Consider the following 23,923-nt stretch of genomic DNA (forward strand, 5'->3'; position numbering starts at 1 on the left):
GCGGTACAGACGATGGCCCCCAGCCGGCTTAACAACAGCCACAAACAGGAAATTGTGGAGCGGTACCGCGCTGGAGACACAAGCGCCCAGATCGCCGCGGCCTATGGCTGCAGTACCAACACGGTGAGTCGAACCGTAAGGTCCCTGCTCAGCGCTGAGGAGTACGCCGAGCTCAAAGCCCAGCGTTCTACCAAAAGTTCTGGCGTTGAGGGCAGCGTGCCTGATATCGAAACCGCTGAGGTCAGCTATCCCGAGAGCGTACAAACCAGCCTCGAAGACTCCAGAACTGAAGCATCAAGCGCCAAGGGAGATGGAGGGGAGAAGACCGGTGATATTGAAGGGAATGGCGAAGGCCAAAGAAGCCTCGCTCTCGAGGATGCCGGGGATTTCGGTGGCGCCGATCTCGACGACAACGAGATCTTCAACATGGACGATGAAAATGTCTTTCATGAAATAGCGGTGCTGCCGGTCGACCTGCCACAGGTCACCACCCAACAAGTCATTTGCCGACCCTTCGCATCTGAACTTTTGCCAGATAGCGTTTACATGCTGGTCGACAAAACGGTGGAGCTCGATCCACGGCCGCTCAGTGAGTTCCCTGAATTGGGCCTCAGTGATCCTTCAGAGCAACAACGCCAGGCTTTATGCCTCTATGCAAGTCCGCGCGCTGCTAAACGCCAGTGCGGCCGCAGTCAGCGCGTGATCAAAGTGCCAGACACCCAGGTCTTTGAACAAACATCCTCTTACTTGCTCGCTAGAGGAATTACGCACTTGGTCGTTGAAGGCTCCCTATTCGCAATCAAGTCCTGATCTAGCGATCTTGATCAGGAGCTGGTGCCAGCACCGCGGCCACACTGCCGCCGCTAATAATCCCCAACACCAAACTGACGCCAACAATGAAGCCTGAGGGAAGAGGTGCAGACTGACCAACGCCAAGATTGAGGCGATGGCGATCATTCAGGTTCTGAGCACCAAGGCAGAGAACTAACAGCAGCGTTAGCCCACTCCCCAAACTCAACAAGATCAGTCTCAGGCGGATGAGCATCACAATCGCTTTTGACTCCATCAGTCTGCATGTTCGGTCTCCGCATGAAGCAACGCATAAAGCTCGCGTTTGGAACGTCCAACCCTGCTGGACAACAGCTTGGCCGCATCCTTGGCACTCATCCCCTCTGCAGTGAGTGCAAGTAACTGCTCACAACACTGTGTGTCACTTAAGGGTTCGATCTCTACCGGTACGGCTCCACCCAACACCACAGTGCATTCCCCCTGGGGGCTGTGTTCTTGAAAATGATTTCGCGCAGCACCAACGGTTGGGCCCACCTGTTGCTCATGCCGCTTCGTTAGTTCTCGAGCCACTTGTAACGGTCGCTCCTCACCACAGAGTTCCAACAACTCCTCCAGAAGTTGGCACAACCGATGAGGAGCTTCGTAAATCACACTGGTGCGCTGCTCGCTGGCAAGGAAGGCCAGCCGATCTCGGCGTTCACGGCCTTTTGCAGGGAGAAAACCCTCGAAACAAAACCGGTCGGTGGGAAGCCCGCTGCTCACCAACGCCGTCGTCGCCGCGCAGGGACCAGGAATAGAAATCACCTCACAGCCCGACAGCCGCGCGGCAGCGACCAAATCCTGCCCAGGGTCACTAATCCCAGGCAACCCTGCATCACTGATCACCGCAACGCTGCGGCCCTCTTCCAGTTCCAACAACAGCTGGGGAATCCGCGTGCGGGTGTTGTGCTGATGAAACGAGCAACGTCGAGCTGTTGAACCGATACGGCTCAGCAGCTGTCCGCTATGACGCGTGTCCTCACAAGCGATCGTGTCCACAGCGATCAACAGATCACGCGCTCGAGGCGACAGGTCACCGAGATGGCCAATCGGAGTGCCTACGACATAAAGCACTCCAGCCGCAGGTTCAGCGCGTTGCTTCACAATGGCTCCGCCCAGATCAAACCATGATGCCGAGCTCGCCGACCCTTCTTGCTGGTATCAACCTGGAAGATGTTTTAAAGGTTCTTCGCCCTCTCAGCTGGGGGGCTGCAGATATCCTGCGCGCCTATGCCCGTGGAGAACAGCCACCCCACGGGTTTTCGAAAGCCCTCAGCGTTGATAACGGCGGCGAAGGCCCAGTGTCCGCCGCTGATCTAGCGGTCAATCAATGGCTCCTGGATGGCTTAAAACAATCATTTCCTACCGCCGATTGGACCCTTCTCAGTGAAGAAACCGCCAAGGAGCAACTGACAGAAGGGCAACCCTTGGCTGCAGAGTGGCTGTGGATTTTGGATCCACTCGATGGAACCAAAGATTTCTTGCAAGGCACAGGGGAATATGCCGTCCATCTGGCCTTGGTGCATCAACAACGCCCAGTGCTTGGGGTCGTGCTGGTTCCAGAACGAGAAGAGCTTTGGATTGGTGTGGTGGGTGACGGCACCTGGTGCGAAAACCGCTCCGCTGAGCGAACACCGGTTCGTTTCAGTGATCGAGACGTCACAAATGAGCTCATTTTGGTGGCAAGCCGCAGTCACAGGGATCAAAGGCTTGAACAGTTGATCACCGCCCTAGAACTCGGCGATTCAAAGGCAGTGGGCAGTGTCGGCTGCAAAGTGGCCACGATCCTTCGCGGCGAAACCGATCTGTACATTTCCCTGTCTGGAAAAAGTGCTCCGAAAGATTGGGATATGGCCGCACCAGAAGCCGTCCTTCTCGCTGCTGGTGGTGCCTTTACCCATGCCAACGGAGCAGAGCTCACTTACAACACGGGCGATGTTCGCCAAGCAGGCTGTTTGATCGCTAGCCATGGAAAAACCCATGCCGCTTTATGTGAAAAAGCGACACGGGCCATGGGACTCATTGATCCCGGTTTTCTGGTCTGAGCCTGGGTGGGCTCCTATCAGGAAAGCGGCGCTACTGGCGTGGGAGCCGGTTGGGAGTCAGGAGACTCGCCGTTCTGGGGAACGCCACGCAGGGTGAGGTTGATACGGCCGCGATTGTCAATTTCACGGACGCGCACTGTGACCTCATCTCCCACCTTCACCACATCTTCAACTTTCTCGACCCTTGCCTCAGAAAGCTGTGAGATATGAATCATTCCCTCTTTACCGGGAAGAATTTCAACAAAGGCTCCGATCGGAATGATGCGAGTAATGGAGCCCGTAAACACCTCGCCCTCATTCACCTTGCGGGTGAGGCCTTCGATGATCTTCTGAGCTTCCTCAGCCGCTGCACCGTCATGGGAAGCAATGGTGACAATGCCACTGTCCTCAATATCGATCTTGGTGTTGGTGCGCTCCGTGATGTTCTTGATGGTGCGTCCACCAGGTCCGATCACCGTGCCAATCAGCTCAGGATCAATGCGGAAACTCAGCAGGCGAGGTGCATGAGGAGACAGCCCTTCACGCGGACTCTCGATCGCTTCCATCATCTTTTCAAGGATGTGTAGACGCGCAGGACGAGCCTGATTCACCGCCTCAGCAATGATGCTCACGGGGAGACCCGTGATCTTCATGTCCATCTGCAGCGCGGTAATCCCCTTATCGGTACCCGCCACTTTGAAGTCCATGTCGCCGAGGAAGTCTTCAATGCCTTGGATATCGGTGAGGATTTTGACCTCATCTCCCTCCTTGATCAGGCCCATCGCCGCACCACTCACAGGCGCCTTCAGAGGAACACCTGCATCCATCAGAGCCAACGTGCTTCCACACACGGAACCCATTGAAGTAGAGCCGTTAGAGCTCAACACTTCACTGACAACACGCACCACGTAGGGGAAGGTGTCTTTCGCGGGGAGCACGGGCACGATGGCGCGTTCAGCTAGAGCACCGTGACCAATTTCACGGCGACCCGGAGAGCGCATCGGACGGGTCTCACCGACGGAATAAGCCGGGAAGTTGTAGTGGTGAAGGTAGGTTTTTTCATTGCTTGGGTTGAGATCATCCATCTCCTGGGCATCACTTGGGGTGCCAAGAGTGGCGGTCGACAACACCTGGGTGAGACCGCGTTGGAATAAACCTGAGCCGTGCACACGCTTGGGAAGCACTCCCGCAGCGGCACTGATCGGACGCACCTGATCAAGGTTGCGACCATCCACCCTTTTGCCGTCCTTAAGGATCTGCTGGCGCATCAAGGTTTTGGTGAGCGCTTTGAAATTGTTCGGGAGAGCCTTGCCGTTGGCACTAACAGCAACTCGAACAGGATCGGAGTCCTTGAGACCCTGAATCTTTTCCGCGGTTGTGCTGCGAATGGCATCCAGCTTTTCGTCACGCTCAGCCTTGGTCTGCTCGAACTGGCCGAGCACCTCACCAATTGATTTGCTGCAGGCTTTCTCCAGATAGACAGGCAGCGTTTTGTCTTGCTCAGGAGTCTCTGGAATCACTTGCTCGATCCCAGCCTCTTTGAGGATGGATTGCTGAGCTTTGATCAACTCAGAAACAGCTTCGTAGCCAAAGTCGATCGCTTCAATCACATCTCCTTCTGGGAGCTGATTCGCACCGGCTTCCACCATCACCACACCTTGTGGGGTGCCGGCAACAATGAGGTCAAGATCGCCTCGCTCAATCTCCCGATAGCTGGGATTCAGCACAAAATCGTCACCCAGCAAACCGACGCGAACAGCGGCCATCGGCCCATAGAAGGGAATCTTTGCCAGGAGGGTGGCCATGGAGGCCCCTGTGACGGCGAGCACATCAGCGGGAACCCGCTCATCTAGCGACATGCAAGTCGCAACAATCTGCAAATCGTCGCGAAGCCAGCTTGGAAACAACGGGCGCATCGGCCGATCGATGAGTCGGCAAATCAGCGTGGCGCGCTCAGGAGGGCGACTCTCACGCCGCATAAAACTTCCAGGAATCCTGCCTGCTGCATAGAGGCGCTCTTCGTAATCACAGATCAGCGGGAGAAAATCAATTCCATCTCGACCTGTGGAGCGTGTAGCCGTGACCAATACGGAGGTGTCTCCGCACTCAATCATCACCGAGCCGCCGGCTTGGGGGGCATACCGCCCTGTGGTCAGCCGTATCTCCCGACCGTCAAAGGAGATCGACTGCGTCTGACCTTGCACGTTGGTTTATGTCTTTCTGTCAATTCTGATTCTTACATTTGGGCGGAACCCATTGTTGGGGTTATCGGGTTAGATCCACAAAATCCAACAGATCCATCGTCATAAAAAGCGTCATAAAAAAAGAGGTGATCACTCACCTCTTCATTCGATGGGTTGGGAGAGAGTGAACTCAAATCACCAGCTGGATTTCACAACACCGGGGAGTTCACCGTTGTGAGCACGCTGACGAAGCTGATTGCGGCAGAGTCCAAAATCGCGATACACACCACGGGGCTTTCCAGTCGCCCAGCAGCGATTGCGCACACGGTTTGGAGCGCTATTGCGGGGCAAACCCTGGATCTTGCGATGAATCTCTAAACGCTCCATCGGATCTTTAGCGGCATGGAACGCAGCCATAAGAGCTGCGCGCCTGTCCGAAAACCGAGCGACTATTTTTTTCCGCTTCACATCGCGGGCAATCATCGACTTCTTGGCCATGCAGCGAGTGAGATCAGACGTCTTGTGATGGCACTCTATCGGTTCACTGTCCAAGCAAGCGCTGAACAACCGAGAGTTGACTTGTATCGCGCACGATCAGAAGAACACTTAGGCCAACGACGAGCAAAAAGCTGGATTGCATCACGATCAGCTGAAGGCGCTCTGGCATAGGCCGTCCGCGGAGCCCCTCCAAAAGAATGAACACCAACTGACCTCCATCAAGAAGCGGCAATGGGAGCGCATTAAGCACTGCGAGATTGATCGAAATCAAAGCCATGAACAGAGCAAGACCACTCCCTCCCTGACTGGAGAGCTGGGCGCCCATCTCCACGATCTTGACTGGACCACTCACCTGCTGAGCCGTCGTTCCAAAATCAGTGAACAAGGCTCCATATCCGGCCACGGTGCGTTGCAAGAGTCCACCGAATTGCTCCGATCCACTCGCGATTGCTTCACCCAAGCCATGGACAGCGCGCGTCGTTCCGCCGAAATTTGCCTGAAGCTGAGCACCGATGCGTCCCTGCCCTTGATGGTCTTCCGGAGTGAGCTGGATTACGCGAACCAATCCATTCCTCTGCACTTCAAGTGACAGGACTTTGGAAGGGTTGTCTCGCACTGGCGTAACAGCCTCTTTCACGGCCTTCTCGCCACGACCCAGTGACAATCCTTCAATGCTCAAAATTTGATCACCGGCTTGCAAGCCCGCTATCTCAGCGGGCTCTCCCTGCTGAACTGCCATCACCATCACCCCCGGATCAGGGTCGCCTGGCACTCCTGCCAAAGCGGTATGTCCTACGAGAACCACCCAGGCGAGCAGCAAATTGGCGAGGACCCCTGCGCTAATGACCAGGGCTCTCTGGGGAATCGGGCGGTTGCGCAGAAGATCAGGGTCATCCGCAGGAATAGGACTGTCGTCTTCGTCGTCAGGGAAGGACACAAATCCGCCAAGCGGAAGAACGCGCAGGGCATAGGTCACACCTCCACGCTCAATTTTCCAAATGGCAGGGCCAAATCCAATGGAAAACCCGTTTACACGGATGCCTTGAAGTCTGGCTGCAAGAAAGTGACCAGCCTCATGGATCACGATCAGCAGCCCCAGAACCAACAGTGCTGCCAGAACGTTCATATCGGATCCATTAATCGGTTCATTCTGGCTGGAGACGATCGCAACCGAAGTAAGGAACCAAAGACTGGGGAAGCTTCACGCTCCCGTCAGGCTGTTGCCCGTTCTCAAGCAGAGCAGCCATGGTGCGGCCAATCGCAAGGCCACTGCCGTTGAGCGTGTGAACCAACCGTGTGGTCTTGCCGTCTTTCGTGCGGATAGAGGAACGACGAGCCTGGAAATCAGAACAGACACTGCAGCTCGAGATCTCCCTAAAAGAACCTGCACCTGCCAACCAAACTTCGAGGTCATAGGTGCGGGCCGCGGAGAAGCCCAGATCACCCGTGCAGAGCTCAAGCACGCGATAGGGCAGCTCCAGAGCCTGAAGCACGGCTTCGGCGTCGGCGGTGATCTGTGCATGTGCCTTCTCAGAGTGCTCGGGATGAACAAACCAATACAGCTCAACTTTGTTGAACTGATGCAGGCGAATCAGGCCCCGTGTGTCACGTCCGTAGCTACCGGCCTCCCTGCGAAAACAGGGGCTGTAAGCCACATAACGCAGTGGCAATTGTTCCGAAGGAATAATTTCGTCGCGATGCAGCGAGGTCAGCGGAACCTCAGCGGTTGGGGTCAACCAGAGGTCATCGTCTGCACAACGGAAGCTTTCTTCAGCAAATTTGGGCAGTTGTCCTGATCCCTTCAGGCTTGCGCTGTTCACCAAAACCGGAGGGAGCACCTCGCGATACCCCTTCCCCGTGTGCAGGTCCAGCATGAAATTGATGAGCGCTCGCTCTAGCCGAGCGCCCTGCCCAAACAAGGTCACAAAGCGACTCTGGGCAATTCTCACGGAACGCTCCGTATCGAGCAAAGACAGCTGCTCTGCGATTTGCCAATGCTCGATGAGCCCGTCTTCCACCCTGGGATCACCCCAGCGACGCACTTCCTTGTTGTCGTTTTCGTTGCGACCGTCTGGACACGCCTCTGACGGCAGATTGGGGTAGCTAAGAAGCTCTTCGCGCAGCCGCGCGGTGAGTTGCTTCTCCTCATCCTCAAGAACCGCAACCGTCTGCTTGATTTGATTGCCTTGCAGGCGAAGTTCTGCAACTTCAGCCCCCTTGGGATCGGCGCCGGCTTGAATGCGCTGACCGACCTCTTTGCCAATGCGGTTGCCATCGGCTTGAAGGCCGCTGCGACGCTCCTCGAGGTCGCGTTGCTGCTGTGCAATCAGCTGAAGACCTGTGAGATCAACGTCCATCCCCCTACGTCCCAACTCCCGGGAAATCAGTTCGGGGTTGTCACGCACCAGGCGCTGGTCAAGCACGGAAATTCTGAAGAGGGCAGGCTAAATAGCCTACGTCTCGGTTCAGTACGAACGATCAGAGTTCTTAGAGAACTTGTCCAACCATCACCGCGGCAACAGCCGAGAACAAGGTGATGCCGAGAGCTGTCATTGGGTTCTGCCCCTGAGCGACAGCAACGGTTGTGATCACACCAGCACCAAGACAGGCCACAGCAAGTTGGGTGGTGAGATCCGAAAAACGATTCACGTACAAAGAGGCGCTATTCACAAAACATACGGAGGTCCCCAAACGTTGTCTGGACGCATGCCCCTGCTTCGTTACCCCCTGTCAGGGTTCGTTACCAGTCGCAATGAAGCTGGCCGTGCCCGGCCGCTACTAGCCCATTGCTTGAGGCCTTCCAATTGTTCTTTAGCGGTGCGCGAAAGAGGAACCAATTGAGCCGCAGCTTGAATTAAATCGGACTCAGCCAATTCACGGCCCTCCGCAAAGGCGAGGTGCATTGCTTCGATCACCGTTTGCTCTAGCTCTGCACCGGAGTAACCATCCGTCCGGTCCACGACGGTTTCAACAGGAAGGAGGAGACCTGGCCGTCTGCGACTGATATGCAATTCCATGATGCTCTGACGTTCAGAGCGAGCTGGCATATCAAGGAGAAAAATCTCGTCGAAGCGGCCCTTCCTTAGGAGTTCAGCGGGGAGCCTCTCCACTCCATTGGCTGTGGCCACAACAAACACAGGAGACGTTTTCTCCGCCATCCAGGTCAGAACGGTGGCCAACACCCGTTGGCTGGTTCCGCCATCACTTCGGCCGTCGCTGCCAAATCCTTTGTCGATCTCATCAATCCAAAGCACGCAAGGAGCCATCGCTTCAGCCCTTTGAATCATTTCGCGCGTGCGTGCTTCGCTCGCTCCAACGAGTCCTGCAAAAAGACGCCCCACATCCAAACGCAGGAGTGGCATCGACCAGCTGTGGGCAATCACTCGCGCCGTCAGCGATTTACCCGTTCCCTGCGGTCCGACCAAGAGAACACCACGAGGGAGGGGTAAACCAAAGCGCCTGGCCTCATCACTGAAGGCACGATGACGTTGCTCTAACCACTGCTTGAGAGCCTCCAGCCCGCCAATATCTGCGGGGGTGGCATCTGTACGGCAGAACTCCAGCACTTCACTGCGAGCCAAAGCGAGGCGCTTCTCCTCCAACACGTCAGCAAGGTCCTGGCGTCCGAGCTCACCGCGCTGAGCCAACGCCTTCGCCGCCACGTGCCGAACCCGTGATTCACTCAATCCGCAGCAGGCATGGGTGAGCTCCTCAAGCACCTCGCTATTGAGAGGCGATCCTGTTGCCTTGGAAATATTCCCAAGCAGGGTCATCAGTTCCTGCTCTTGCGGAAGGGGTAAGTCGAGCAGGGTGAGGGCTTCTTCCAAATCGGGTGGCGGCGTCCAGCTGCCACAACCGAGCACGAGGGTGTGAGGGCGTCCACGCAACAAACTTGTGAGATTGCGCAGCATGCGGGCGATACCCGGGTCATCGCAGAAGCGATGCACATCTTTGAGCAAAAGCAGCGTGGGGCTGTTGCCATCTAGATCCTGCAACCACTGCAAAACAAGCATCGGCTGGCGAGCACCGAGTCCCTCGCTGCCAAGCACGCCTGACAGGCCGCTCACAAAGTCCCAAGACGCCAGCCGACGCCCTGGCAAGCGTTCTGCCGCCTGGCTCAGCAGAGATTCAACGCGCTCCTCCTCGTGGCTGCGAATCCAAATCAGAGGGGTCCCCGCGCGAATGAGCAGATCGAGTTGTTGTGCCCACTGTTCAGTCATGTGTCACCTCCGACTCCTCGCCTGGGTCAGAGCGCAAGCTCAAGAGAGCCTGCCAACGCGGATCGGCAGACGGCGTCACCGAAGCAGAAAGCTCTTGGTTGACCAATTGAGGCATTCCTGGGCAACCATCACCGCAGAAATTTACAGCTGGCAGTTGAAGACTCAATTGCTCAAACACCCATCGTTCTGGTTGAAAGCTGCCCCTTGGATCCAGGCACTCAACAAGTCCATCCACGGAAGAGACATCCAGGCCCTCTTCCGTCATCTCCGCTGCAGCTTCACTATCACCAAGCCAGATCAGCTCGGTGGTCCCCATAGACAACTTGCGATTGAACTGATTCAGGCAGCGATCGCAGCAGAGGCACACGATGGTCTGTGCTGAACCGGAGACCTCAAGAATATTGCCGCGATGCTCGGCCCGAATGGTTCCGCGAACTGGGGTGAGGGAGGGCATCTCATCCAGTTGGCCTTCGAATTCCCAATTACGAACGGAACCAAGAGCTTGCAGCTCGCGAAGGGGAACGGGCTCAAGCCCAGGGATCATTTGTTTCCGCCTTTGGGCTCAAAAGGCATGCGTCCTGACGTAGATCCACCACCTGCGGAGGCCGCTGCAGGCTGGGAATTCTGCAGTCTTTGGTCATCAAGAATCGACTGAAGATTTTCCGGCAGAGCCTCGCGAGTAAGCAGAAACGTTTGTAGCGCCTGAAAAATATTGGCGATCACCATGTAGAGCAAAACACCGGCAGGGAGGGGGAAGAACAAGAACATCCCTGTGATCATCACAGGAGTGATCTTGTTAGCGGTGGACTGCTGCGGATTGGCAGGCATTCCCATTCCGGAGAGAAGCTGGGAAGCAAACAAGCTCAGACCGAATGCTCCAATGAGAATTGCGATGTCCCAATTGATCGCACCCTCGGTGTAGAAGCCAACCTGACCGAGGGCTTTGATGAACAAGAAGCCGCTGCGGGCTGCCAATCCTGTGATTTTTCCTTCAACGGTTGCATCGCCGGTTGTGAGGGCCGTAATCGTTCCCGTCTCACTCACGCTGACAATGCCCTCTCCCTTGGTAACCGTCCAAGTTGGAAGGAATCTTTGGCCGTTATCAACACCTGAAATCACATTCCGGAAACTCTCTCCACTGCGGGTCTCGAGCTGAATCGGAACGGTCTCTCCAGCGCCGATCTTGGTACCGCCAGGAAGGCTCGCGATGATGGGGACGTGATTCGTTTCTGTAATGAAGATCGAATGACTGGCGCTGGTGAAAGGCTTGGGCTCAACAGCGGCAATCTGATCAGCGGGAAGCACCTTGAGATTGAGGGTGTAGGGCACATCCGCGAAAGGTGATCCCCGCAAAGTCGCGAACAGCGCAAACAAAATGGGCATCTGAACGAGCAGCGGCAAGCAGCCCGCCAGCGGGCTGCCAAACTCCTTCATCAACTTTCCGAGTTCGGCTTGCTGCTTTTTGGGATCACTTGCGTAGCGGGCCTTGATCTCAGCCTGGCGCTTCTGCATCACAGGCTGGGCGATGCGCATGCGTCTAGCGCTGCGAATTGACCCTGCGCTGAGAGGGAACAATGCAAGGCGAATTACCACCGTGAGGGCCACGATCGCCAGGCCATAGCTCGGGACCAATCCGTAGAAAAAATCCAGGATTGGCAGCAGCAGATTGTCGGAGATGTACCCGATCACGATGGCGTTCCGAGTGGTTGGTGAATGTTGATGCCAGTGTGCAACAGCACAGGGGCTTCTGTGGCAATTCGCTTGAGGCGAACACCTAACTCAGGCAGCAAAGCCCTTGCTGTCTTCGTCCTTCTCACTCGCGTTTTCACGTCGGGCACGGATGCGCTCTTCGATGAAAGCCTCCAGCTCCCGGAACCGTGGGACCGAGCGCAATTCCAGGCGTGATCCGTCTGTCAAGACAAGAACCATGTCACCCCAGGCCCCAAAGCCACGCGACACGCTGCGAACTTCACGCACCTGACTAAAGACCACCTGGCTGCGATCCCGTCCCATCCAGCCGCCAGTCACAGAAATCCGACGACTGGTGATGTTGAAACGCAACCAGACCGCACGAACAATCGCTCCAACCGCAAAGGGCAGACCGATCAAGGTCAGTCCAAGCAAAAGATTGAAGATCAAGTCACCGCGAGCTGGACCCCCTTCGTAGAAGGTCTCTTCTTGGATGGAAGTTGGCATTGCTAATACCCCGCTTGTTGGAGCAATCTGTCGCATTCTTCCAGGACGGGGGCATCTTTGACCTCTGCGCCGGGTTTAAGGCTGATCAAAACCCAGGTATTGGAGTGCTGAAACGACTGCTCAAAATGCTCACGTAAATGGTCGTGCAACAGGCGTCTCAGCCGATTACGGATGACAGCCCGTTTACTGACCTTGCTACTAATCACCACAGCACATCGGCAAACAGCCGTCTCGCCCTTCTGCTCGACAGGGCGACACTCCCAACGCAGAAGCCTCGGCATCGCCGAGGCTTTACGCAGAGTCATCAACGATCCCTGGAAGCGCTGACCGCTGCGATGCAAATAATCGAAACAGCGGTGACCGCGCAATCGCATTGACGTCGGAAGCACCATCGAAATTCGTTCAAACGTCACCCTTCAAGGGGCTAGGCGTTGCTGATCAGGCTCAAGCAGCTAAGCGTGAACGTCCACGCTTACGACGCGTTCGAATCACCCGGCGGCCGGTGTGAGATCGCATGCGAACACGGAAACCAGAGACGCGTTTGCGCTTACGGCTGGTGCCACCAAAAGTTCGTTTGGTCATGGATTCACTCCGGCGCCCAGCCTTTCATCAGTAGAAGAGCTTATCAGCCAATGCTTAGTCGATACTGAAGTTCCAGCTTCCTAAGTAGCCGGCCACTGGGACGTCTCCAGGAGCCTGTGCCAGAGCATTTAACTGAAACATCCCAGATTGATTGGGATTGAAGATCGTCATCGACACGGCGTAGGTGTCTTCAGTGGGAATCGGAGTTTCAGGGAAAACCTCAATCGCCGTTTGGTTCTCACTGACTTCGAAAACAGCAGGGATGACCTCTTCGCAACGGCTTCTGCTGAGCATGCCGCCCTTCTTCATCTTGCAGAGCTCCAATTTGTTTGGACGGATCTTTGCGTTGAAGTAATCAGGAATGGTGATGGTCAATTTCAGGATCGCGGTTTTGCGATCTTTCGGCCGAAGCATCAGGAAGTATTCCGATCGCTCGCGTTTACGGTCGCTCGTTTGGACGTAGTACAACTTGCGATAGTTTCTATCGCTTTCCCAGCGAAACTCCATCAAAGAGGGGGTGTTCTGAGCTTGAACAGCAACCGGTTGGAGCATCTCAACCACCGAAGCAGAAGCAACAACTCCGCAACCGATCACCCCCGCAACAACGGCAAGGCGGCGGATCGGGGTCTTAGGCGAAAGGTCCATTAATTCAGCTGGTGAAAATAATCACCGCAATGGTTAGTTCCCATGATTGTCCTAAGGACAGGCAGCGGCATGGGGTTAGAAGGGCCGGCGTGGCATCTGTCAGTTGTTACTGGATCGGTCTGGCCTGAGGCGGCTGGCTTCCCCAAGGTAGGCGTGGCGAAGCTCCTGATCTTCTGGCATCCAGGCGTGGGCCAGAAGACGAATGCACCTGGCCAAGTCACCCTCAACAGCCATCTGCTGACAATCGAGGAGGGCCACCCCATCCCAACCTTCGCGGCGCCTTGCAACGGCAGCTGGAAAACACGCATCCAGATCGGTCGTCACAGAAAACGTGATCGAAACGATGCAGTCCGGATTCAGAGCGTTGTGTTTCACCAGAGCGTCCATCAGTTCAGAGACCGCCTGCTCAATCGCAACAACTGTGTTGGCGCTGCAGGTGGTCGCACCACGTAAGCCGCGCAAGGCCAATCCGCTCTCCATGGTCATGGCCGAAACAACCACAAAGGTTGACCACTCAGCTCCATTTCAACCGTGACAAGCTCCTGAAGTCGTACGAGCAGATTGGACCCTGACAACCCTTGCAGCAATGGCTTACGGGGTTTTCCAAGTGTCACTACGCGGCAGCGCTCCTCATCCAGATCAGCCAACTGTGCCGCAAGCACCCTTGCGCGCTCTTCGTCACCCAGCTCATCCACGAGACCAAGATCTTTGGCCTGAGCACCACTGAATACCCGACCGTCAGCAAACTCGCGAACGCGGCTTGGATCAAGCTTTCGTCCTTCTGCAACGGCCGCCACAAATTGCTCATAGCTGCTATCAATCAGAGCTTGAAGCAGCTCACGCTCTTCTACGCCAAGAGCGCGATCCGGAGAAAGGATGTCTTTGAAAGCACCGCTTTTTACCGTTTCAAATTTGACACCAACGCGATCCAGCAATTTGGACAGGTTGTTGCCGCGAAGAATCACACCGATGGACCCGGTGATCGTGCCTGGATTGGACACGATCGTGTCTGCAGCAACACCCACATAAACCCCACCAGATGCAGAGATATTTCCGAAGCTGGCGACAACATGACAGCCTTTTTCGCGCAGCCTGAGCAAGGCTGCGTGAATCTCCTGGCTGTCGCCAACAGTCCCTCCAGGGCTATCAATTCGCAGCAACAGTGCAGGGAATTCCCGTTCCTGAACCTCTTTTAGCGCTTTAAGGACGCGACGGCGCGTGGAGCCAGTGATCGCCCCCTCAATGGCGATCCTCGCCATCGTTCGCCGGGACTTGCGGCGCCAGGGCCAGATCATGACGGTCAATCGAACACGTCTAGATCTTAAAAAGGAGCCTGTTCGCAGCAGCCCATGGGATCTCTCCGCCGAGGGCTGCTGATGGTCCTTCCGTTCGTCCTCTGGGGAACGGCGATGACAGCAATGGCTCCTCTGGTCAGCACAGGAGGTCCGATTCTGGTGTCCTGCCTGAGGCTGCTCCCGGCTGGAATCGTAGTGATCGCCGTTGTTCCACTCCTCGGGCGTTCATTAGCGATTGATCCTGGAGATCGGGGTTGGTTTCTCCTGTTCACCCTGATTGATGCCCTGCTGTTTCAGATCTGCCTCGCCCGCGGACTCGAAGGCACTGGCGCCGGCCTCGGTTCAGTGTTGATTGATTCTCAGCCCTTGATGGTTGCACTGCTCGCCCGCTGGCTTTTTGCAGAAACGATCAATCCCATCGGTTGGATGGGATTGGTTCTTGGTCTGGTGGGAATTGTCTGTCTGGGCGTTCCCCAACCGCTTCTTCAGCACTGGTGGCTGTTGGGTGAGGGGGTGTCATTTCAATCGGGTTGGCAGGCTGGAACGGGCTGGATGTTGGCTGCTGCCATTGCGATGGCTGTGGGCACCGTTCTAAGTCGATTTGCCTGCCGAAACAGTGATCCTGTGGCCGTCACGGGGTGGCACATGCTGCTGGGGGGACTCCCCTTGCTGATTTGGCATGGCCTCGACGGAGCCTTCCCGTTGATTCCTCCTTGGTCCGCCTTTGCTTGGACGCAAATGGCCTACGCATCACTGATGGGAGGGGCCGTGGCCTACGCCCTATTTTTCTGGTTTGCCAGTCGTGAAGACCTCACAGGGTTCACCACACTCGGATTTCTCACACCCGTTTTTGCACTTGTTTCCGGGGGTCTGTTGTTGCAAGAACGACTCAACAGCCTTCAATGGTTGGCGGTGCTTTTGGTTCTGATTTCGGTGGTATTGGTGAGCCAACGCAAACGTCTCTGGGAGCCGGTTGTTCTCGTAAACGAACCCCAGCAAAACGATCTCGGAGCATGAGCACCCCACCTCTTGATTTAATTCTGGTGAGCACACCCATCGGACACTTGGGCAGTGGTCGAGGTGGTGGTGTGGAACTGACGCTGACCTCGTTGTTGCGAGGTCTCGCAGCGAGAGGGCATCGGATCACCTTGGTCGCCCCTAACGGATCGGTTGCGCCTGACGACTGCCCTGGACTCGCAATACACACCGCAGGGGGGGCAGATCAACCCAGCTGGCAACATGCCGAAAGAGACGCTTCTGTTCAAATTCCCTTTGATGGTGTGCTGCCCCATCTGTGGGACCTTGCTTTGTCCTTAGGCGAGAACGCCGATGCGGTGATCAACTTCAGCTACGACTGGTTACCGCTCTGGCTCACCCCCCATTCCAAGTGCTCGTTATTTCATCTGGTGAGCATGGGGTCTGTGTCGCAGGCGATGGATGAGGCCATCTCTCAACTCGCCCGCTGGGACCAGAGGCGAATGTCATTCCATACCGAACGACAGGCTGGGGATTTTTCGTTGACCAGTCCACCCTCAATTGTGGGGAATGGCTTTGACCTCACGCGTTACCAGTTGCAGTTGACCCTCCATGGCCCACTGGGTTGGGCCGGTCGAATCGCACCTGAAAAAGGCCTCGAAGATGCTGCAGCTGTTGCCGCTGCTCTGGGAGAAACGCTTCTGGTTTGGGGCTACGTCGAAGATGCTGGATATGCGCAATCGGTCGAAGCCGCCGTGCCTCCCGGAACCATTAATTGGCGTGGTTTTCAGCCAACCCACCAACTTCAGAAGGAGTTGGGATGCTGCCGCGCCCTTCTGAATACGCCCAAATGGAATGAGGCCTACGGCAATGTGGTGGTAGAAGCCATGGCCTGTGGTGTCCCTGTTGTGGCCTATGACCGCGGCGGTCCGGGCGAACTGATTCAAGACGGAATAACAGGATGGCTTGTGCCTCCCGATGATCTCGAGGCCCTAAAAATGGCCAGCAGCAAACTTGATCAAATCGATCGACACGCTTGTCGCCTTTGGGTGGAGCAGAACGCCAGCCATACGGTGTTTGCGCAACGCGTTGAGGCTTGGATCAGGCAGGGCCTCTCTGCAAGGAATGGCACGATCGCCCCATGTCGATGATCAACGCTCCCGCCGACCCACGGATCTCGCCACGACAGCGCAGCCGAGGGATGTGGCTGATTTTGGCGCTTGGCCTTGCCCTGTTCTGCTGGCAGCTGGGTTGCACTGGTCTTGTCGATGAAACCCCACCGCTCTTTGCAGCCGCGGGTCGTGCCATGGCACGCACCGGTGACTGGTTAACACCTCGGGTCAATGGATTGCCCAGATTCGACAAACCGCCCCTGGTGTACTGGCTGATGGGGTTGGTGTACTCGATTCCTGCCAACGAGCTCTGGGATCCACTGGGCACCTGGGCCGGCAGGCTTCCCTCAGCCCTTGCGAGTGTGGCCACCATGCTGATGATTGGGGACACCTTGATGGTGCATCCGGCCGAAAATGACCATCACCCTCGCCGCACCGCAGTCGCAGCAGCACTGGCCTTCGCTCTTTCCCCCTTAGTACAGCTCTGGAGTCGGACGGCCGTCAGTGATCCCTTACTCAGCGGCACTCTCGCTCTGAGCCTGCTCTGCCAGTGGCGTTGTTATGCCAGCGGAACGTCTCGGCGCTGGTGGCTCGCCTGGATTCTGCTCGCCTCAGCCGTTCTCACCAAAGGGCCTGTGGCCGTAGTCCTCAGTGGCATGACCCTTGCACTGTTTGCTCTGTTGCGCAGGGATCTCAAGGGCATCTCGCACTGCATCAAACCGCTTCGCGGCCTTGCTCTCACTGCCTTGATCAGCCTCCCCTGGTATTTCGCAGAGCTACTGGTCGAAGGCCAGCCTTTTTGGGACAGCTTTTTTGGCTATCACAACCTGCAACGCTTCACATCGGTCGTGAATAGCCACCTCCAACCCTGGTGGTTTTTCGGGGTGATTTTGGTTGTGGCATCCCTGCCCTTCACCCCCCTGTTGCTGCTTGGGCTGGGGCAAACCCTGCACCCTTCAAACCTGAAACGTGCCATTTCATCCATCCAACCGCGCGCAACGCTGTCTCTTCAGAGTTTTGCCAGTTGCTGGCTTATTTCTGTATTGCTGCTGTTCACCACCGCGGCAACCAAGCTTCCGAGCTACTGGATTCCGGCAACGCCTGCTGCTGCCATTCTCATCGCCCTTGCAGCAAGGCCCCCTGAACGACAGAACCGCCTCCCTTTGGATTGGGCCTGGGGCACAACAATCTTGCTCACGTTTGTTTTGGCGGTGGGGTTCTGGAGTTCCTCGATCTGGATTCCTCTCATCGATGACCCCGAGATGCCCACGCTGCCAGCCGAATTGCTTGCAAGCCGCTTGGTTCTAAGGGCAGCGGTGTGCTTTTCGACCGCTATCGTTTTGGGCCTCTGGATGATCAGCAGGAAGGCCTCCGGTCGCTTGCTAGCCGTTCAGGGACCGCTGGTCGTGTTCCAGCTGATTGCCCTCATCCCGATGATTGGCCTAGGCGATCGCGTGCGTCAGCTTCCAGTGCGAAAGGCAGCAGCCACGATGCTTCGCGTCCAGACGCCGTCCGAACCCCTGGCGATGGTGGGAGCGATGAAGCCCTCTATGCACTTCTACACAGAGCAGGTGGTGGTGTATGAGGGACGCTCAGATTCTGCCCTCGTCAATCTTTCAGATCGGTTAAGCCATGAACGGCGCCGTGGATGGGTGGGACATCCCATCCACGCCAATGAAGGGTCGCCAACCGTTCTGATCGTGATTGATTCCGGAACATTGGAGCGTTCTCACTGGAAAGGACTCGATCTCCAAGTGCTTGGGCAATTCGGGGTCTACCAGGTTGTACGCCTCGACAGGGCCAAGCTGGAGCGACGGGCTGCCAAGCTTCAAACCGAAGGGGTCACACTGACGTGGAAGACTCCTCGTCCCGAGCGTTTTTGAGCAACGGAGCGGTCTCGACCTAGGACGAACCATTCAGCTCTGAGAGCTTCAGTCTTCGACAAAACCCGCAGTGGCCCCAGAGTGCCATCTCTCCAGCAGGAGCAGGGCTTTTGCAGCAAGGGCATGAGGCCATTCCATGCACATCGATCCGGCTCGGATGGCGAGCCCAAACACTTTCTTCCGTGTCTAAATCAGCAGTGGGTGAAGGATGGTGTTGTTGGATCCTCAGATCACGCACGGCATGGCCTGCGCTTCGCACTGCCGCCAAGAGTTGAGGCTTGCTGTACTGCAGAGCCTGCCGCCATTGAGGGTGGCGGGCTCCCACCGTGAGGATCCCATGGCTCAAATTCAAGGGCTTGCAGTGATCAGCCAAGGGACGCCCCGCCAATTGGGGCCAGTCCTGCCAAAGCGCAGCAAGGGAGCCTTCTCGTCTCCAGGTGCTTCGCAGAGACTCCAGGCACTCCACAAGGGGCTGAACCGGCTGTGCCTGCGGCGGCACCAACACCTCTCCCAGACCAAAACGGCGCCGTTGGGATCGAGGTGCTCGCCCCATATCGTCATCCAATGAAATTCGACCTTAGTGGGGAAAGGTGGTCCAGCTCGCTAATCTCTTGCACTGCTCGCACCGATCCATGGGTTTCTTCGACCGGCTCAGCCGTCTGCTGCGCGCCAACCTCAATGATCTCGTCAGCAAAGCTGAGGATCCCGTCAAGATCCTCGATCAAGCCGTCTCGGACATGCAAGACGACCTGGTCAAGCTCCGACAGGCTGTTGCGATGGCGATAGCCAGTCAAAAAAGGCTCAAAAATCAAGCAGAGCAGGCCGAGTCTCAAGCCCGTACCTGGTATGAGCGCGCCGAACTTGCACTCAAGAAAAACGAGGATGACTTAGCGCGCGAGGCCCTCACCCGTCGCAAAACCTTTCAGGAAACGGCTACTTCTCTTGGCACCCAGGTTCAAACTCAGAGCGCTCAAGTTGAAACGCTCAAAAAAAGCCTGGTCGCTCTGGAGGGAAAGATTGCCGAGGCACGAACCAAGAAAGACATGCTCAAAGCCAGGGCTCAAGCCGCCCAGGCCCAACAGCAGCTCCAGAGCGCTGTTGGCAGCATGGGAACCAATTCAGCCATGGCTGCCTTCGAGCGCATGGAAGACAAGGTTCAATCTCTCGAAGCCAGTAGCCAGGCAGCAGCTGAGCTCGCTGGTGCTGACCTCGATAGCCAGTTCGCTGCGCTGGAAGGTGGCGACGATGTGGACGATGAATTGGCAGCTCTGAGAAAGCAGGTCGAGGGAGGCGCCGAGACTGCGGCTCTCCCAGCAGCCGACTCCGAGGTGAAACCCGTCAAAGTGGAAGAGGTGGATGCTGATCTGGAGGAGCTGCGTCGATCTATCGACAAACTGTGATGAATCAACGCCTTCAGCAGCCGAGTTCATAGGATTCATTCAGTTCAACGATCACCCGTGTCTTCAGCTGTTTCCGACTTCACAGATGCAGCGTTCGAGCAGGAGGTGTTGAATGCGTCTACGACCGTTTTGGTTGACTTCTGGGCCCCATGGTGTGGCCCATGCCGGTTAATGGCACCTTTGATGGACTGGGCCTCTGAGACCTACACCGATCGCCTTTTGGTGGGAAAGCTTGAAGTGGATGGCAATCCGATCACCCGCGATGGTTTCAAAGTTCAAGGCATTCCAACCCTGATTCTGTTCCGTAACGGCCAGGAAATCGCTCGACACGAAGGGGCCATTGCCCGCCCTCAGCTGCAAGCCTTTCTGGATGCTCACCTCTAAGCGTCTGGCTCGCCTCGGGAGCGGAGTATTTGATCGCAATGATCAGCGCAAGCGCCTGTACAAGCTCGGAGCAACACAACAGCAGCAACCGCTGATCGACCTCTCCTTGGGATGCACTGATCTGCTCCCCCCGCCCGCTGCAGTGCAGGCCATGGGGGACCACCTCCAGGAGCCAAGGAGCGCGGCGTACTGTCTGCACGCGGCCACGGCTTCGTTTCGAGAGGCCGCCGCAGCCTGGTGTGAGCAGCGTCTGGGGGTGACGGTGGATCCTGAGCGAGAAGTCCTGCTCCTGGTTGGATCTCAAGAGGGGACCGCCCATTTCCCGCTGACGGTCTTGGATCCAGGAGATCAAGCCCTAATTCTTGATCCGTCTTACCCCTCCCATCGCGGGGGCCTTGAATTAGCAGATGCCTCCATTCAGACCCTGCCTCTCACACCGGAGCGAGGTTGGGCACCAAATTTCAAGGCGATCACAGCCAGTGAGTGGGATCAACTGCGTCTGTTAATGCTGGGTTTTCCCCATAACCCCACAGCTTGTGTTGGCCAACAATCCTGGCTTGATGAAGCAATGAGTCAGGCCCAACATCATGATCTGGTGGTCGCCCACGACAATCCTTATCTAGATCTAGCGCTTGAAGGAGAAGCCCCTTCCCTACTGCGTTGTCCCCACTGGCGGGAACGTGGGATCGAGTTCTTTTCTCTTTCCAAGGGATGGTGTCTTGGTGGCTTTCGCCTGGCATTCGCAATCGGAGCCGAACCCCTGATTACGGCCTTGAGGCAGATCAAAAGCGTGATCGACTTCAATCAATGCCAGGCGCTGCAGCAGGGTGCTGTTGTGGCCCTATCGGCGCACGCCGATTGGCCAGCCAATCTCCTGCCGATCTACCGCGAACGGCGTGATCGAACGCGCGCTGCACTGTCTGGTCTTGGATGGTCGGTCCCATCGCCATCCATGGCCCTTTATCTCTGGATGCCCCTTCCTGCATGGGCCCGCGCCAAAGGATGGGGCGACGAGCAGATGGCTGCTCAGCTTCTGGAACATTGCGGGGTTGTGCTCACACCTGGCTCCGGGTTTGGAAAGGCTGGACGTGATTGGTTACGCCTTGCCTTAGTCCGTCCAGTCGACGAACTTGAGGCTGCCGTCGAACGACTCACGCCTTGGTGGCAACAGCAGTGCTGAACCATCACCAACGCGCAGGAGCGCTGCTCCATCGCCTTCGCAGACAGCAATGTGATGGTTGGAGGCTGAAATGCAAACCAGTTTGTGCAAGCACGGAAATTGAACTGAGCCATTGGCTTCAGTCGGTGCCCTGGCGCGGAGAACGTCCTCGAGCTGTTCTGGCCGATCATCAAACCAGAGGACAGGGCCAGCGTGGCCGCCGCTGGGTAGCAGCCCGTGGAGGGGTCTGGATCAGCGCTGCTCTTCCCTGGGATTCGCGCAGCGGTCATGCCGACATGCTCGGGCTGATGGTGGCGTACGCCTTATGTGACCGCCTGGAACAGGCGGGGCTACCCGTCCAAATCAAATGGCCCAACGATCTCCTCATCGATTCCCGCAAACTGGCTGGATTGCTTCCTCGACTGGTTTTTCGTGGCGGCCGTTTGCGCATGGTGCGCATTGGAGTTGGAATGAATGTGGCCAACCCCGTTCCCGCTGGGGCCATTGCCCTTCGCGACCTCCTGCCACCTGGATGCGCCAGACGAGAGGTTTGGACAGTGGAGGTCTTAAGGGCCTTGGAGAGAATCCAGACCCTGGCAAACCGTCCAGAGCTTGTGCGTCGTGAGATAGAGAACCGCCTTTGGGCCAATCAGGTGAAGGATCCTCAGAGCGGAGAGATCTGGGAGATCCAAGGATTGGCCCCGAATGGAGCCCTTCAACTTTGCCAAGGAGCCCGGGCCGCCAGCTGGACCCGCTGGCCTCATACCAACCATGACAATCTCTACAATCTCGTCTGAGAAGACTTTTGAAACGAAGTGGTCCTGCGCTGGCTTGCTGCTCCCTTGGTGCTGACCCTGCCCTCTGCTCCGCAGAGCCCTCAAGGCCTTCCAGCACCACTGGCGCCCCTGCTTCCTCCTGCTGAACTTCGCGTCAAGCCGCCCCAACGTTTCGATCGCTCGTTGGAGGCCCTCGAACGCAATCAAATCATCACCCCGCAAGAGCGTCGAACGCTGGTAAGAGGAGCGGTGGCCAAGCCCATTGATATGCAGCGCTTTCAACAAGCCTGTCGAAGGGGCGCTCTGTCCAGGCGTGAATGTGCGACTGGTGTTGCCTTTCGCGGGCGTTCCAATCGCGCAAGCTTTCGCCAAACGAATTGGCGTCTCGCTCCGATCTCGGTCCCCGTTTCTGCGCTTCTTGCAGGAGCCGGACATGGATTTCGATTGGAGTCCGTCTTCTCTGTATCGCCCAGACCTCTTGCGATCGCAGGCAATGGTGATCAGCGCTTGCTCTTTCCCATCATCGGCTCTGCAATCACCACAAGTGAATTCGGAATGCGTCAGCATCCCGTGATCGGCCGTTGGTTGATGCATGCAGGAAAAGACCTGGCCGCCCCAGAAGGAACTCCAGTTATCGCGGCACTCTCAGGCACGGTCATGAGCAGTGGACTCGCCGGGGGCTATGGCATCGCTGTGGAAGTGGAGCACAAGTTGCCCAGGCGACGCACGCTCTACGGGCATCTCTCAGAGATCTACGTCAAATCTGGGCAGAAGGTCCAACAGGGTGAGGTCATTGGAAGGGTCGGAAGCACCGGCCTGAGCACTGGGCCTCATCTTCATTTTGAACTGCGAACGAAGCAGGGAAAGGGATGGGTAGCAAAAGATCCCGGCGAGCTGGATCTCAACCCCATAACAACGTCTGGCACTGATGCCGTCTCGCTGCTTATTGGACAACTCATGAACAGTCTCGAGAGAGACAAAGCCTGAGCTATTTAAGAGCTTGAGGAGACACTTTCATCTCTTAAAATAAAACCAACACCACGAACGGTATGGATCAAAGTCGGGAGATCCTTGCTTTCTATTTTTTGCCTTAAGTAGCGTATATAAACATCAAGCAAGTTGTCGTCTCCATAGAAATCTTCCCCCCAAACACCCTTCATGATTTCAGGCCTTTCCAACACTTTTCCGCTTCCACGCATCAGGAAACAAAGCAACTCATACTCCTTAACCGAAAGCTGGATTCTTTGCCCAGAACGATGCACATCCCTGGTTTGCATATTGATTGTTAAATCTCCAACCTCCAAATATGTTCGCTCGGCATCTTTCCCTTGCCCTGATACCGAAAAGCCTTGCGCTCTTCGCTGCATCGCTCTCAACCGAGCCATCAATTCTTCGATTGAAAAAGGTTTCACCAAATAGTCATCTACACCGGCATCAAGAGCTTTAACGCGATCGGCAATATCATCGTGACCGGTCAACATTAGGATCGGAGTTGTCACTCCGCTACTGCGAATTCGCTGACATATGTCCACACCGGAGAAATCCGGAAGGTTCCAATCCAGAACAATGAGATCAGGCTCTGGGTGGCTTCTGGCTTTGATTAATCCAGTGGCGCCATCAGACGCGACCTCAACGTCATACCCCTCAACGTCTAACTCCAATCGCAACAACTCAGTCAAGCGGACTTCGTCATCCACAAGCAGAATTCGAATCTTTTGATCAGAGGGTTCTGGCAACTGAGCCATTTTCTCAGCAACTCCCCT

28 protein-coding genes are annotated in these 23,923 nt (G+C 56.4%); 10 read left to right on the plus strand and 18 right to left on the minus strand.

The features are described 5' to 3' along the window. Nucleotides 1-12 precede the first annotated feature (12 nt). Entirely contained in the window at nt 13-810 is a 798-nt protein-coding gene (locus SynPROS91_RS08495; protein WP_186516040.1) for a helix-turn-helix domain-containing protein, read from the plus strand. 1 nt (nt 811) lies between these two features. Here the strand turns inward: SynPROS91_RS08495 and SynPROS91_RS08500 are convergent, their stop codons facing one another. Next, on the minus strand, nt 812-1,045 hold the full coding sequence (locus SynPROS91_RS08500) for a hypothetical protein (RefSeq protein WP_186519653.1): 234 nt from the start codon (nt 1,043-1,045) through the stop codon (nt 812-814). A gap of 20 nt (nt 1,046-1,065) precedes the next feature. Further along, nucleotides 1,066-1,932, minus strand: coding sequence for a 16S rRNA (cytidine(1402)-2'-O)-methyltransferase (gene rsmI / locus SynPROS91_RS08505; protein WP_186516041.1), 867 nt, complete (start codon nt 1,930-1,932; stop codon nt 1,066-1,068). A gap of 23 nt (nt 1,933-1,955) precedes the next feature. Here rsmI and SynPROS91_RS08510 point away from each other — a divergent pair, with 23 nt between their 5' ends. Then, entirely contained in the window at nt 1,956-2,873 is a 918-nt protein-coding gene (locus SynPROS91_RS08510) for a 3'(2'),5'-bisphosphate nucleotidase CysQ (protein WP_186516042.1), read from the plus strand. Nucleotides 2,874-2,890: 17 nt separating this feature from the next. Here SynPROS91_RS08510 and SynPROS91_RS08515 read toward each other — a convergent pair whose 3' ends face one another. The 14 genes from SynPROS91_RS08515 to sppA all read right to left on the minus strand — a co-directional run bounded on the left by SynPROS91_RS08515 (nt 2,891) and on the right by sppA (nt 14,471). Next, on the minus strand, nt 2,891-5,056 hold the full coding sequence (locus tag SynPROS91_RS08515) for a polyribonucleotide nucleotidyltransferase (RefSeq protein WP_186516043.1): 2,166 nt from the start codon (nt 5,054-5,056) through the stop codon (nt 2,891-2,893). 174 nt (nt 5,057-5,230) lie between these two features. Next, on the minus strand, nt 5,231-5,533 hold the full coding sequence (gene rpsN, locus SynPROS91_RS08520; protein ID WP_186516044.1) for a 30S ribosomal protein S14: 303 nt from the start codon (nt 5,531-5,533) through the stop codon (nt 5,231-5,233). Nucleotides 5,534-5,576: 43 nt separating this feature from the next. Further along, on the minus strand, nt 5,577-6,659 hold the full coding sequence (gene rseP / locus SynPROS91_RS08525; protein ID WP_186516045.1) for an RIP metalloprotease RseP: 1,083 nt from the start codon (nt 6,657-6,659) through the stop codon (nt 5,577-5,579). Between the two features lie 19 nt (nt 6,660-6,678). After that, nucleotides 6,679-7,956 (minus strand): serine--tRNA ligase, encoded by a 1,278-nt coding sequence (gene serS / locus SynPROS91_RS08530; protein WP_186516046.1) that lies wholly within the window; start codon nt 7,954-7,956, stop codon nt 6,679-6,681. Between the two features lie 64 nt (nt 7,957-8,020). Next, nucleotides 8,021-8,203 carry a hypothetical protein gene (locus tag SynPROS91_RS08535; RefSeq protein ID WP_186519829.1) on the minus strand — a complete coding sequence of 61 codons (183 nt, stop codon included), beginning with the start codon at nt 8,201-8,203 and terminating at the stop codon, nt 8,021-8,023. 50 nt (nt 8,204-8,253) lie between these two features. Then, a complete protein-coding gene (locus SynPROS91_RS08540) occupies nt 8,254-9,753 on the minus strand; it encodes an AAA family ATPase (RefSeq protein ID WP_186516047.1) in 1,500 nt (499 codons plus the stop codon). After that, nucleotides 9,746-10,297, minus strand: coding sequence for a DUF177 domain-containing protein (locus SynPROS91_RS08545; protein ID WP_186516048.1), 552 nt, complete (start codon nt 10,295-10,297; stop codon nt 9,746-9,748). The genes SynPROS91_RS08540 and SynPROS91_RS08545 overlap by 8 nt, the downstream gene beginning before the upstream one ends. Further along, nucleotides 10,294-11,442 carry a membrane protein insertase YidC gene (gene yidC / locus SynPROS91_RS08550; RefSeq protein WP_186516049.1) on the minus strand — a complete coding sequence of 383 codons (1,149 nt, stop codon included), beginning with the start codon at nt 11,440-11,442 and terminating at the stop codon, nt 10,294-10,296. Before yidC ends, SynPROS91_RS08545 begins: the two co-directional genes overlap by 4 nt. Nucleotides 11,443-11,532: 90 nt before the next feature. After that, complete coding sequence (locus tag SynPROS91_RS08555; protein WP_186516050.1) at nt 11,533-11,949, minus strand: PH domain-containing protein; 417 nt, start codon at nt 11,947-11,949, stop codon at nt 11,533-11,535. A gap of 2 nt (nt 11,950-11,951) precedes the next feature. Then, entirely contained in the window at nt 11,952-12,341 is a 390-nt protein-coding gene (locus tag SynPROS91_RS08560; RefSeq protein WP_186516051.1) for a ribonuclease P protein component, read from the minus strand. Nucleotides 12,342-12,393: 52 nt separating this feature from the next. Further along, a complete protein-coding gene (gene rpmH / locus SynPROS91_RS08565; RefSeq protein ID WP_011620012.1) occupies nt 12,394-12,531 on the minus strand; it encodes a 50S ribosomal protein L34 in 138 nt (45 codons plus the stop codon). 54 nt (nt 12,532-12,585) lie between these two features. Further along, a complete protein-coding gene (locus SynPROS91_RS08570; protein ID WP_186519655.1) occupies nt 12,586-13,083 on the minus strand; it encodes a DUF2808 domain-containing protein in 498 nt (165 codons plus the stop codon). Nucleotides 13,084-13,275: 192 nt separating this feature from the next. Further along, nucleotides 13,276-13,656: a chorismate mutase gene (gene aroH / locus SynPROS91_RS08575; protein ID WP_186519656.1), complete on the minus strand. Its 381-nt coding sequence runs from the start codon at nt 13,654-13,656 to the stop codon at nt 13,276-13,278. Nucleotides 13,657-13,658: 2 nt separating this feature from the next. Then, nucleotides 13,659-14,471, minus strand: coding sequence for a signal peptide peptidase SppA (gene sppA / locus SynPROS91_RS08580; protein ID WP_186516052.1), 813 nt, complete (start codon nt 14,469-14,471; stop codon nt 13,659-13,661). A 54-nt stretch (nt 14,472-14,525) separates the two neighbouring features. On the opposite strand from sppA, the gene SynPROS91_RS08585 reads away from it, so the two are divergent. The 3 genes from SynPROS91_RS08585 to SynPROS91_RS08595 are packed head-to-tail and all read left to right on the plus strand — an operon-like array spanning nt 14,526 to nt 18,441. After that, a complete protein-coding gene (locus tag SynPROS91_RS08585; RefSeq protein ID WP_186516053.1) occupies nt 14,526-15,488 on the plus strand; it encodes a DMT family transporter in 963 nt (320 codons plus the stop codon). Then, the gene (locus SynPROS91_RS08590; protein ID WP_186516054.1) at nt 15,485-16,597 is read left to right on the plus strand and encodes a glycosyltransferase; all 1,113 of its coding nucleotides are present in this window, start codon (nt 15,485-15,487) and stop codon (nt 16,595-16,597) included. The genes SynPROS91_RS08585 and SynPROS91_RS08590 overlap by 4 nt, the downstream gene beginning before the upstream one ends. Further along, on the plus strand, nt 16,588-18,441 hold the full coding sequence (locus SynPROS91_RS08595; RefSeq protein ID WP_186516055.1) for a glycosyltransferase family 39 protein: 1,854 nt from the start codon (nt 16,588-16,590) through the stop codon (nt 18,439-18,441). The genes SynPROS91_RS08590 and SynPROS91_RS08595 overlap by 10 nt, the downstream gene beginning before the upstream one ends. A 19-nt stretch (nt 18,442-18,460) precedes the next feature. On the opposite strand, the gene SynPROS91_RS08600 is transcribed toward SynPROS91_RS08595, so the two are convergent. Further along, on the minus strand, nt 18,461-18,994 hold the full coding sequence (locus SynPROS91_RS08600) for a DUF721 domain-containing protein (RefSeq protein WP_186516056.1): 534 nt from the start codon (nt 18,992-18,994) through the stop codon (nt 18,461-18,463). Nucleotides 18,995-19,073: 79 nt separating this feature from the next. On the opposite strand from SynPROS91_RS08600, the gene SynPROS91_RS08605 reads away from it, so the two are divergent. The 5 genes from SynPROS91_RS08605 to SynPROS91_RS08625 are packed head-to-tail and all read left to right on the plus strand — an operon-like array spanning nt 19,074 to nt 23,147. Next, on the plus strand, nt 19,074-19,841 hold the full coding sequence (locus SynPROS91_RS08605; RefSeq protein ID WP_186516057.1) for a PspA/IM30 family protein: 768 nt from the start codon (nt 19,074-19,076) through the stop codon (nt 19,839-19,841). Between the two features lie 57 nt (nt 19,842-19,898). Continuing rightward, nucleotides 19,899-20,225 carry a thioredoxin gene (trxA, locus tag SynPROS91_RS08610; protein ID WP_186516058.1) on the plus strand — a complete coding sequence of 109 codons (327 nt, stop codon included), beginning with the start codon at nt 19,899-19,901 and terminating at the stop codon, nt 20,223-20,225. Next, on the plus strand, nt 20,212-21,405 hold the full coding sequence (locus SynPROS91_RS08615; RefSeq protein WP_186516059.1) for an aminotransferase class I/II-fold pyridoxal phosphate-dependent enzyme: 1,194 nt from the start codon (nt 20,212-20,214) through the stop codon (nt 21,403-21,405). The genes trxA and SynPROS91_RS08615 overlap by 14 nt, the downstream gene beginning before the upstream one ends. Continuing rightward, the gene (locus SynPROS91_RS08620; RefSeq protein ID WP_186516060.1) at nt 21,384-22,181 is read left to right on the plus strand and encodes a biotin--[acetyl-CoA-carboxylase] ligase; all 798 of its coding nucleotides are present in this window, start codon (nt 21,384-21,386) and stop codon (nt 22,179-22,181) included. The genes SynPROS91_RS08615 and SynPROS91_RS08620 overlap by 22 nt, the downstream gene beginning before the upstream one ends. Before the next feature lie 18 nt (nt 22,182-22,199). Beyond that, nucleotides 22,200-23,147, plus strand: coding sequence for a M23 family metallopeptidase (locus SynPROS91_RS08625; protein ID WP_186516061.1), 948 nt, complete (start codon nt 22,200-22,202; stop codon nt 23,145-23,147). 5 nt (nt 23,148-23,152) lie between these two features. Here SynPROS91_RS08625 and SynPROS91_RS08630 read toward each other — a convergent pair whose 3' ends face one another. Continuing rightward, nucleotides 23,153-23,905 (minus strand): response regulator transcription factor, encoded by a 753-nt coding sequence (locus tag SynPROS91_RS08630; RefSeq protein WP_186516062.1) that lies wholly within the window; start codon nt 23,903-23,905, stop codon nt 23,153-23,155. Between the last annotated feature and the right edge of the window lie 18 nt (nt 23,906-23,923).

The organism is Synechococcus sp. PROS-9-1 (genome assembly GCF_014279775.1).
Classification (GTDB): Bacteria; Cyanobacteriota; Cyanobacteriia; order PCC-6307; family Cyanobiaceae; genus Synechococcus_C.

Bases quoted from the DNA above. Each gene is read 5' to 3' on its own strand.
- SynPROS91_RS08590 (WP_186516054.1), top strand. From the start codon at position 15,485: ATGAGCACCCCACCTCTTGATTTAATTCTGGTGAGCACACCCATCGGA.
- SynPROS91_RS08615 (WP_186516059.1), top strand. From the start codon at position 20,212: ATGCTCACCTCTAAGCGTCTGGCTCGCCTCGGGAGCGGAGTATTTGAT.
- SynPROS91_RS08555 (WP_186516050.1), bottom strand. From the start codon at position 11,949: ATGCCAACTTCCATCCAAGAAGAGACCTTCTACGAAGGGGGTCCAGCT.
- SynPROS91_RS08510 (WP_186516042.1), top strand. From the start codon at position 1,956: ATGATGCCGAGCTCGCCGACCCTTCTTGCTGGTATCAACCTGGAAGAT.
- SynPROS91_RS08560 (WP_186516051.1), bottom strand. From the start codon at position 12,341: ATGGTGCTTCCGACGTCAATGCGATTGCGCGGTCACCGCTGTTTCGAT.
- SynPROS91_RS08545 (WP_186516048.1), bottom strand. From the start codon at position 10,297: ATGATCCCTGGGCTTGAGCCCGTTCCCCTTCGCGAGCTGCAAGCTCTT.
- SynPROS91_RS08585 (WP_186516053.1), top strand. From the start codon at position 14,526: ATGGGATCTCTCCGCCGAGGGCTGCTGATGGTCCTTCCGTTCGTCCTC.
- rpsN (WP_186516044.1), bottom strand. From the start codon at position 5,533: ATGGCCAAGAAGTCGATGATTGCCCGCGATGTGAAGCGGAAAAAAATA.
- SynPROS91_RS08605 (WP_186516057.1), top strand. From the start codon at position 19,074: ATGGGTTTCTTCGACCGGCTCAGCCGTCTGCTGCGCGCCAACCTCAAT.
- aroH (WP_186519656.1), bottom strand. From the start codon at position 13,656: ATGGAGAGCGGATTGGCCTTGCGCGGCTTACGTGGTGCGACCACCTGC.
- SynPROS91_RS08495 (WP_186516040.1), top strand. From the start codon at position 13: ATGGCCCCCAGCCGGCTTAACAACAGCCACAAACAGGAAATTGTGGAG.
- SynPROS91_RS08540 (WP_186516047.1), bottom strand. From the start codon at position 9,753: ATGACTGAACAGTGGGCACAACAACTCGATCTGCTCATTCGCGCGGGG.
- rpmH (WP_011620012.1), bottom strand. From the start codon at position 12,531: ATGACCAAACGAACTTTTGGTGGCACCAGCCGTAAGCGCAAACGCGTC.
- SynPROS91_RS08595 (WP_186516055.1), top strand. From the start codon at position 16,588: ATGTCGATGATCAACGCTCCCGCCGACCCACGGATCTCGCCACGACAG.
- sppA (WP_186516052.1), bottom strand. From the start codon at position 14,471: ATGATCTGGCCCTGGCGCCGCAAGTCCCGGCGAACGATGGCGAGGATC.
- SynPROS91_RS08570 (WP_186519655.1), bottom strand. From the start codon at position 13,083: ATGCTCCAACCGGTTGCTGTTCAAGCTCAGAACACCCCCTCTTTGATG.
- rseP (WP_186516045.1), bottom strand. From the start codon at position 6,659: ATGAACGTTCTGGCAGCACTGTTGGTTCTGGGGCTGCTGATCGTGATC.
- SynPROS91_RS08500 (WP_186519653.1), bottom strand. From the start codon at position 1,045: ATGCTCATCCGCCTGAGACTGATCTTGTTGAGTTTGGGGAGTGGGCTA.
- SynPROS91_RS08630 (WP_186516062.1), bottom strand. From the start codon at position 23,905: ATGGCTCAGTTGCCAGAACCCTCTGATCAAAAGATTCGAATTCTGCTT.
- SynPROS91_RS08600 (WP_186516056.1), bottom strand. From the start codon at position 18,994: ATGGGGCGAGCACCTCGATCCCAACGGCGCCGTTTTGGTCTGGGAGAG.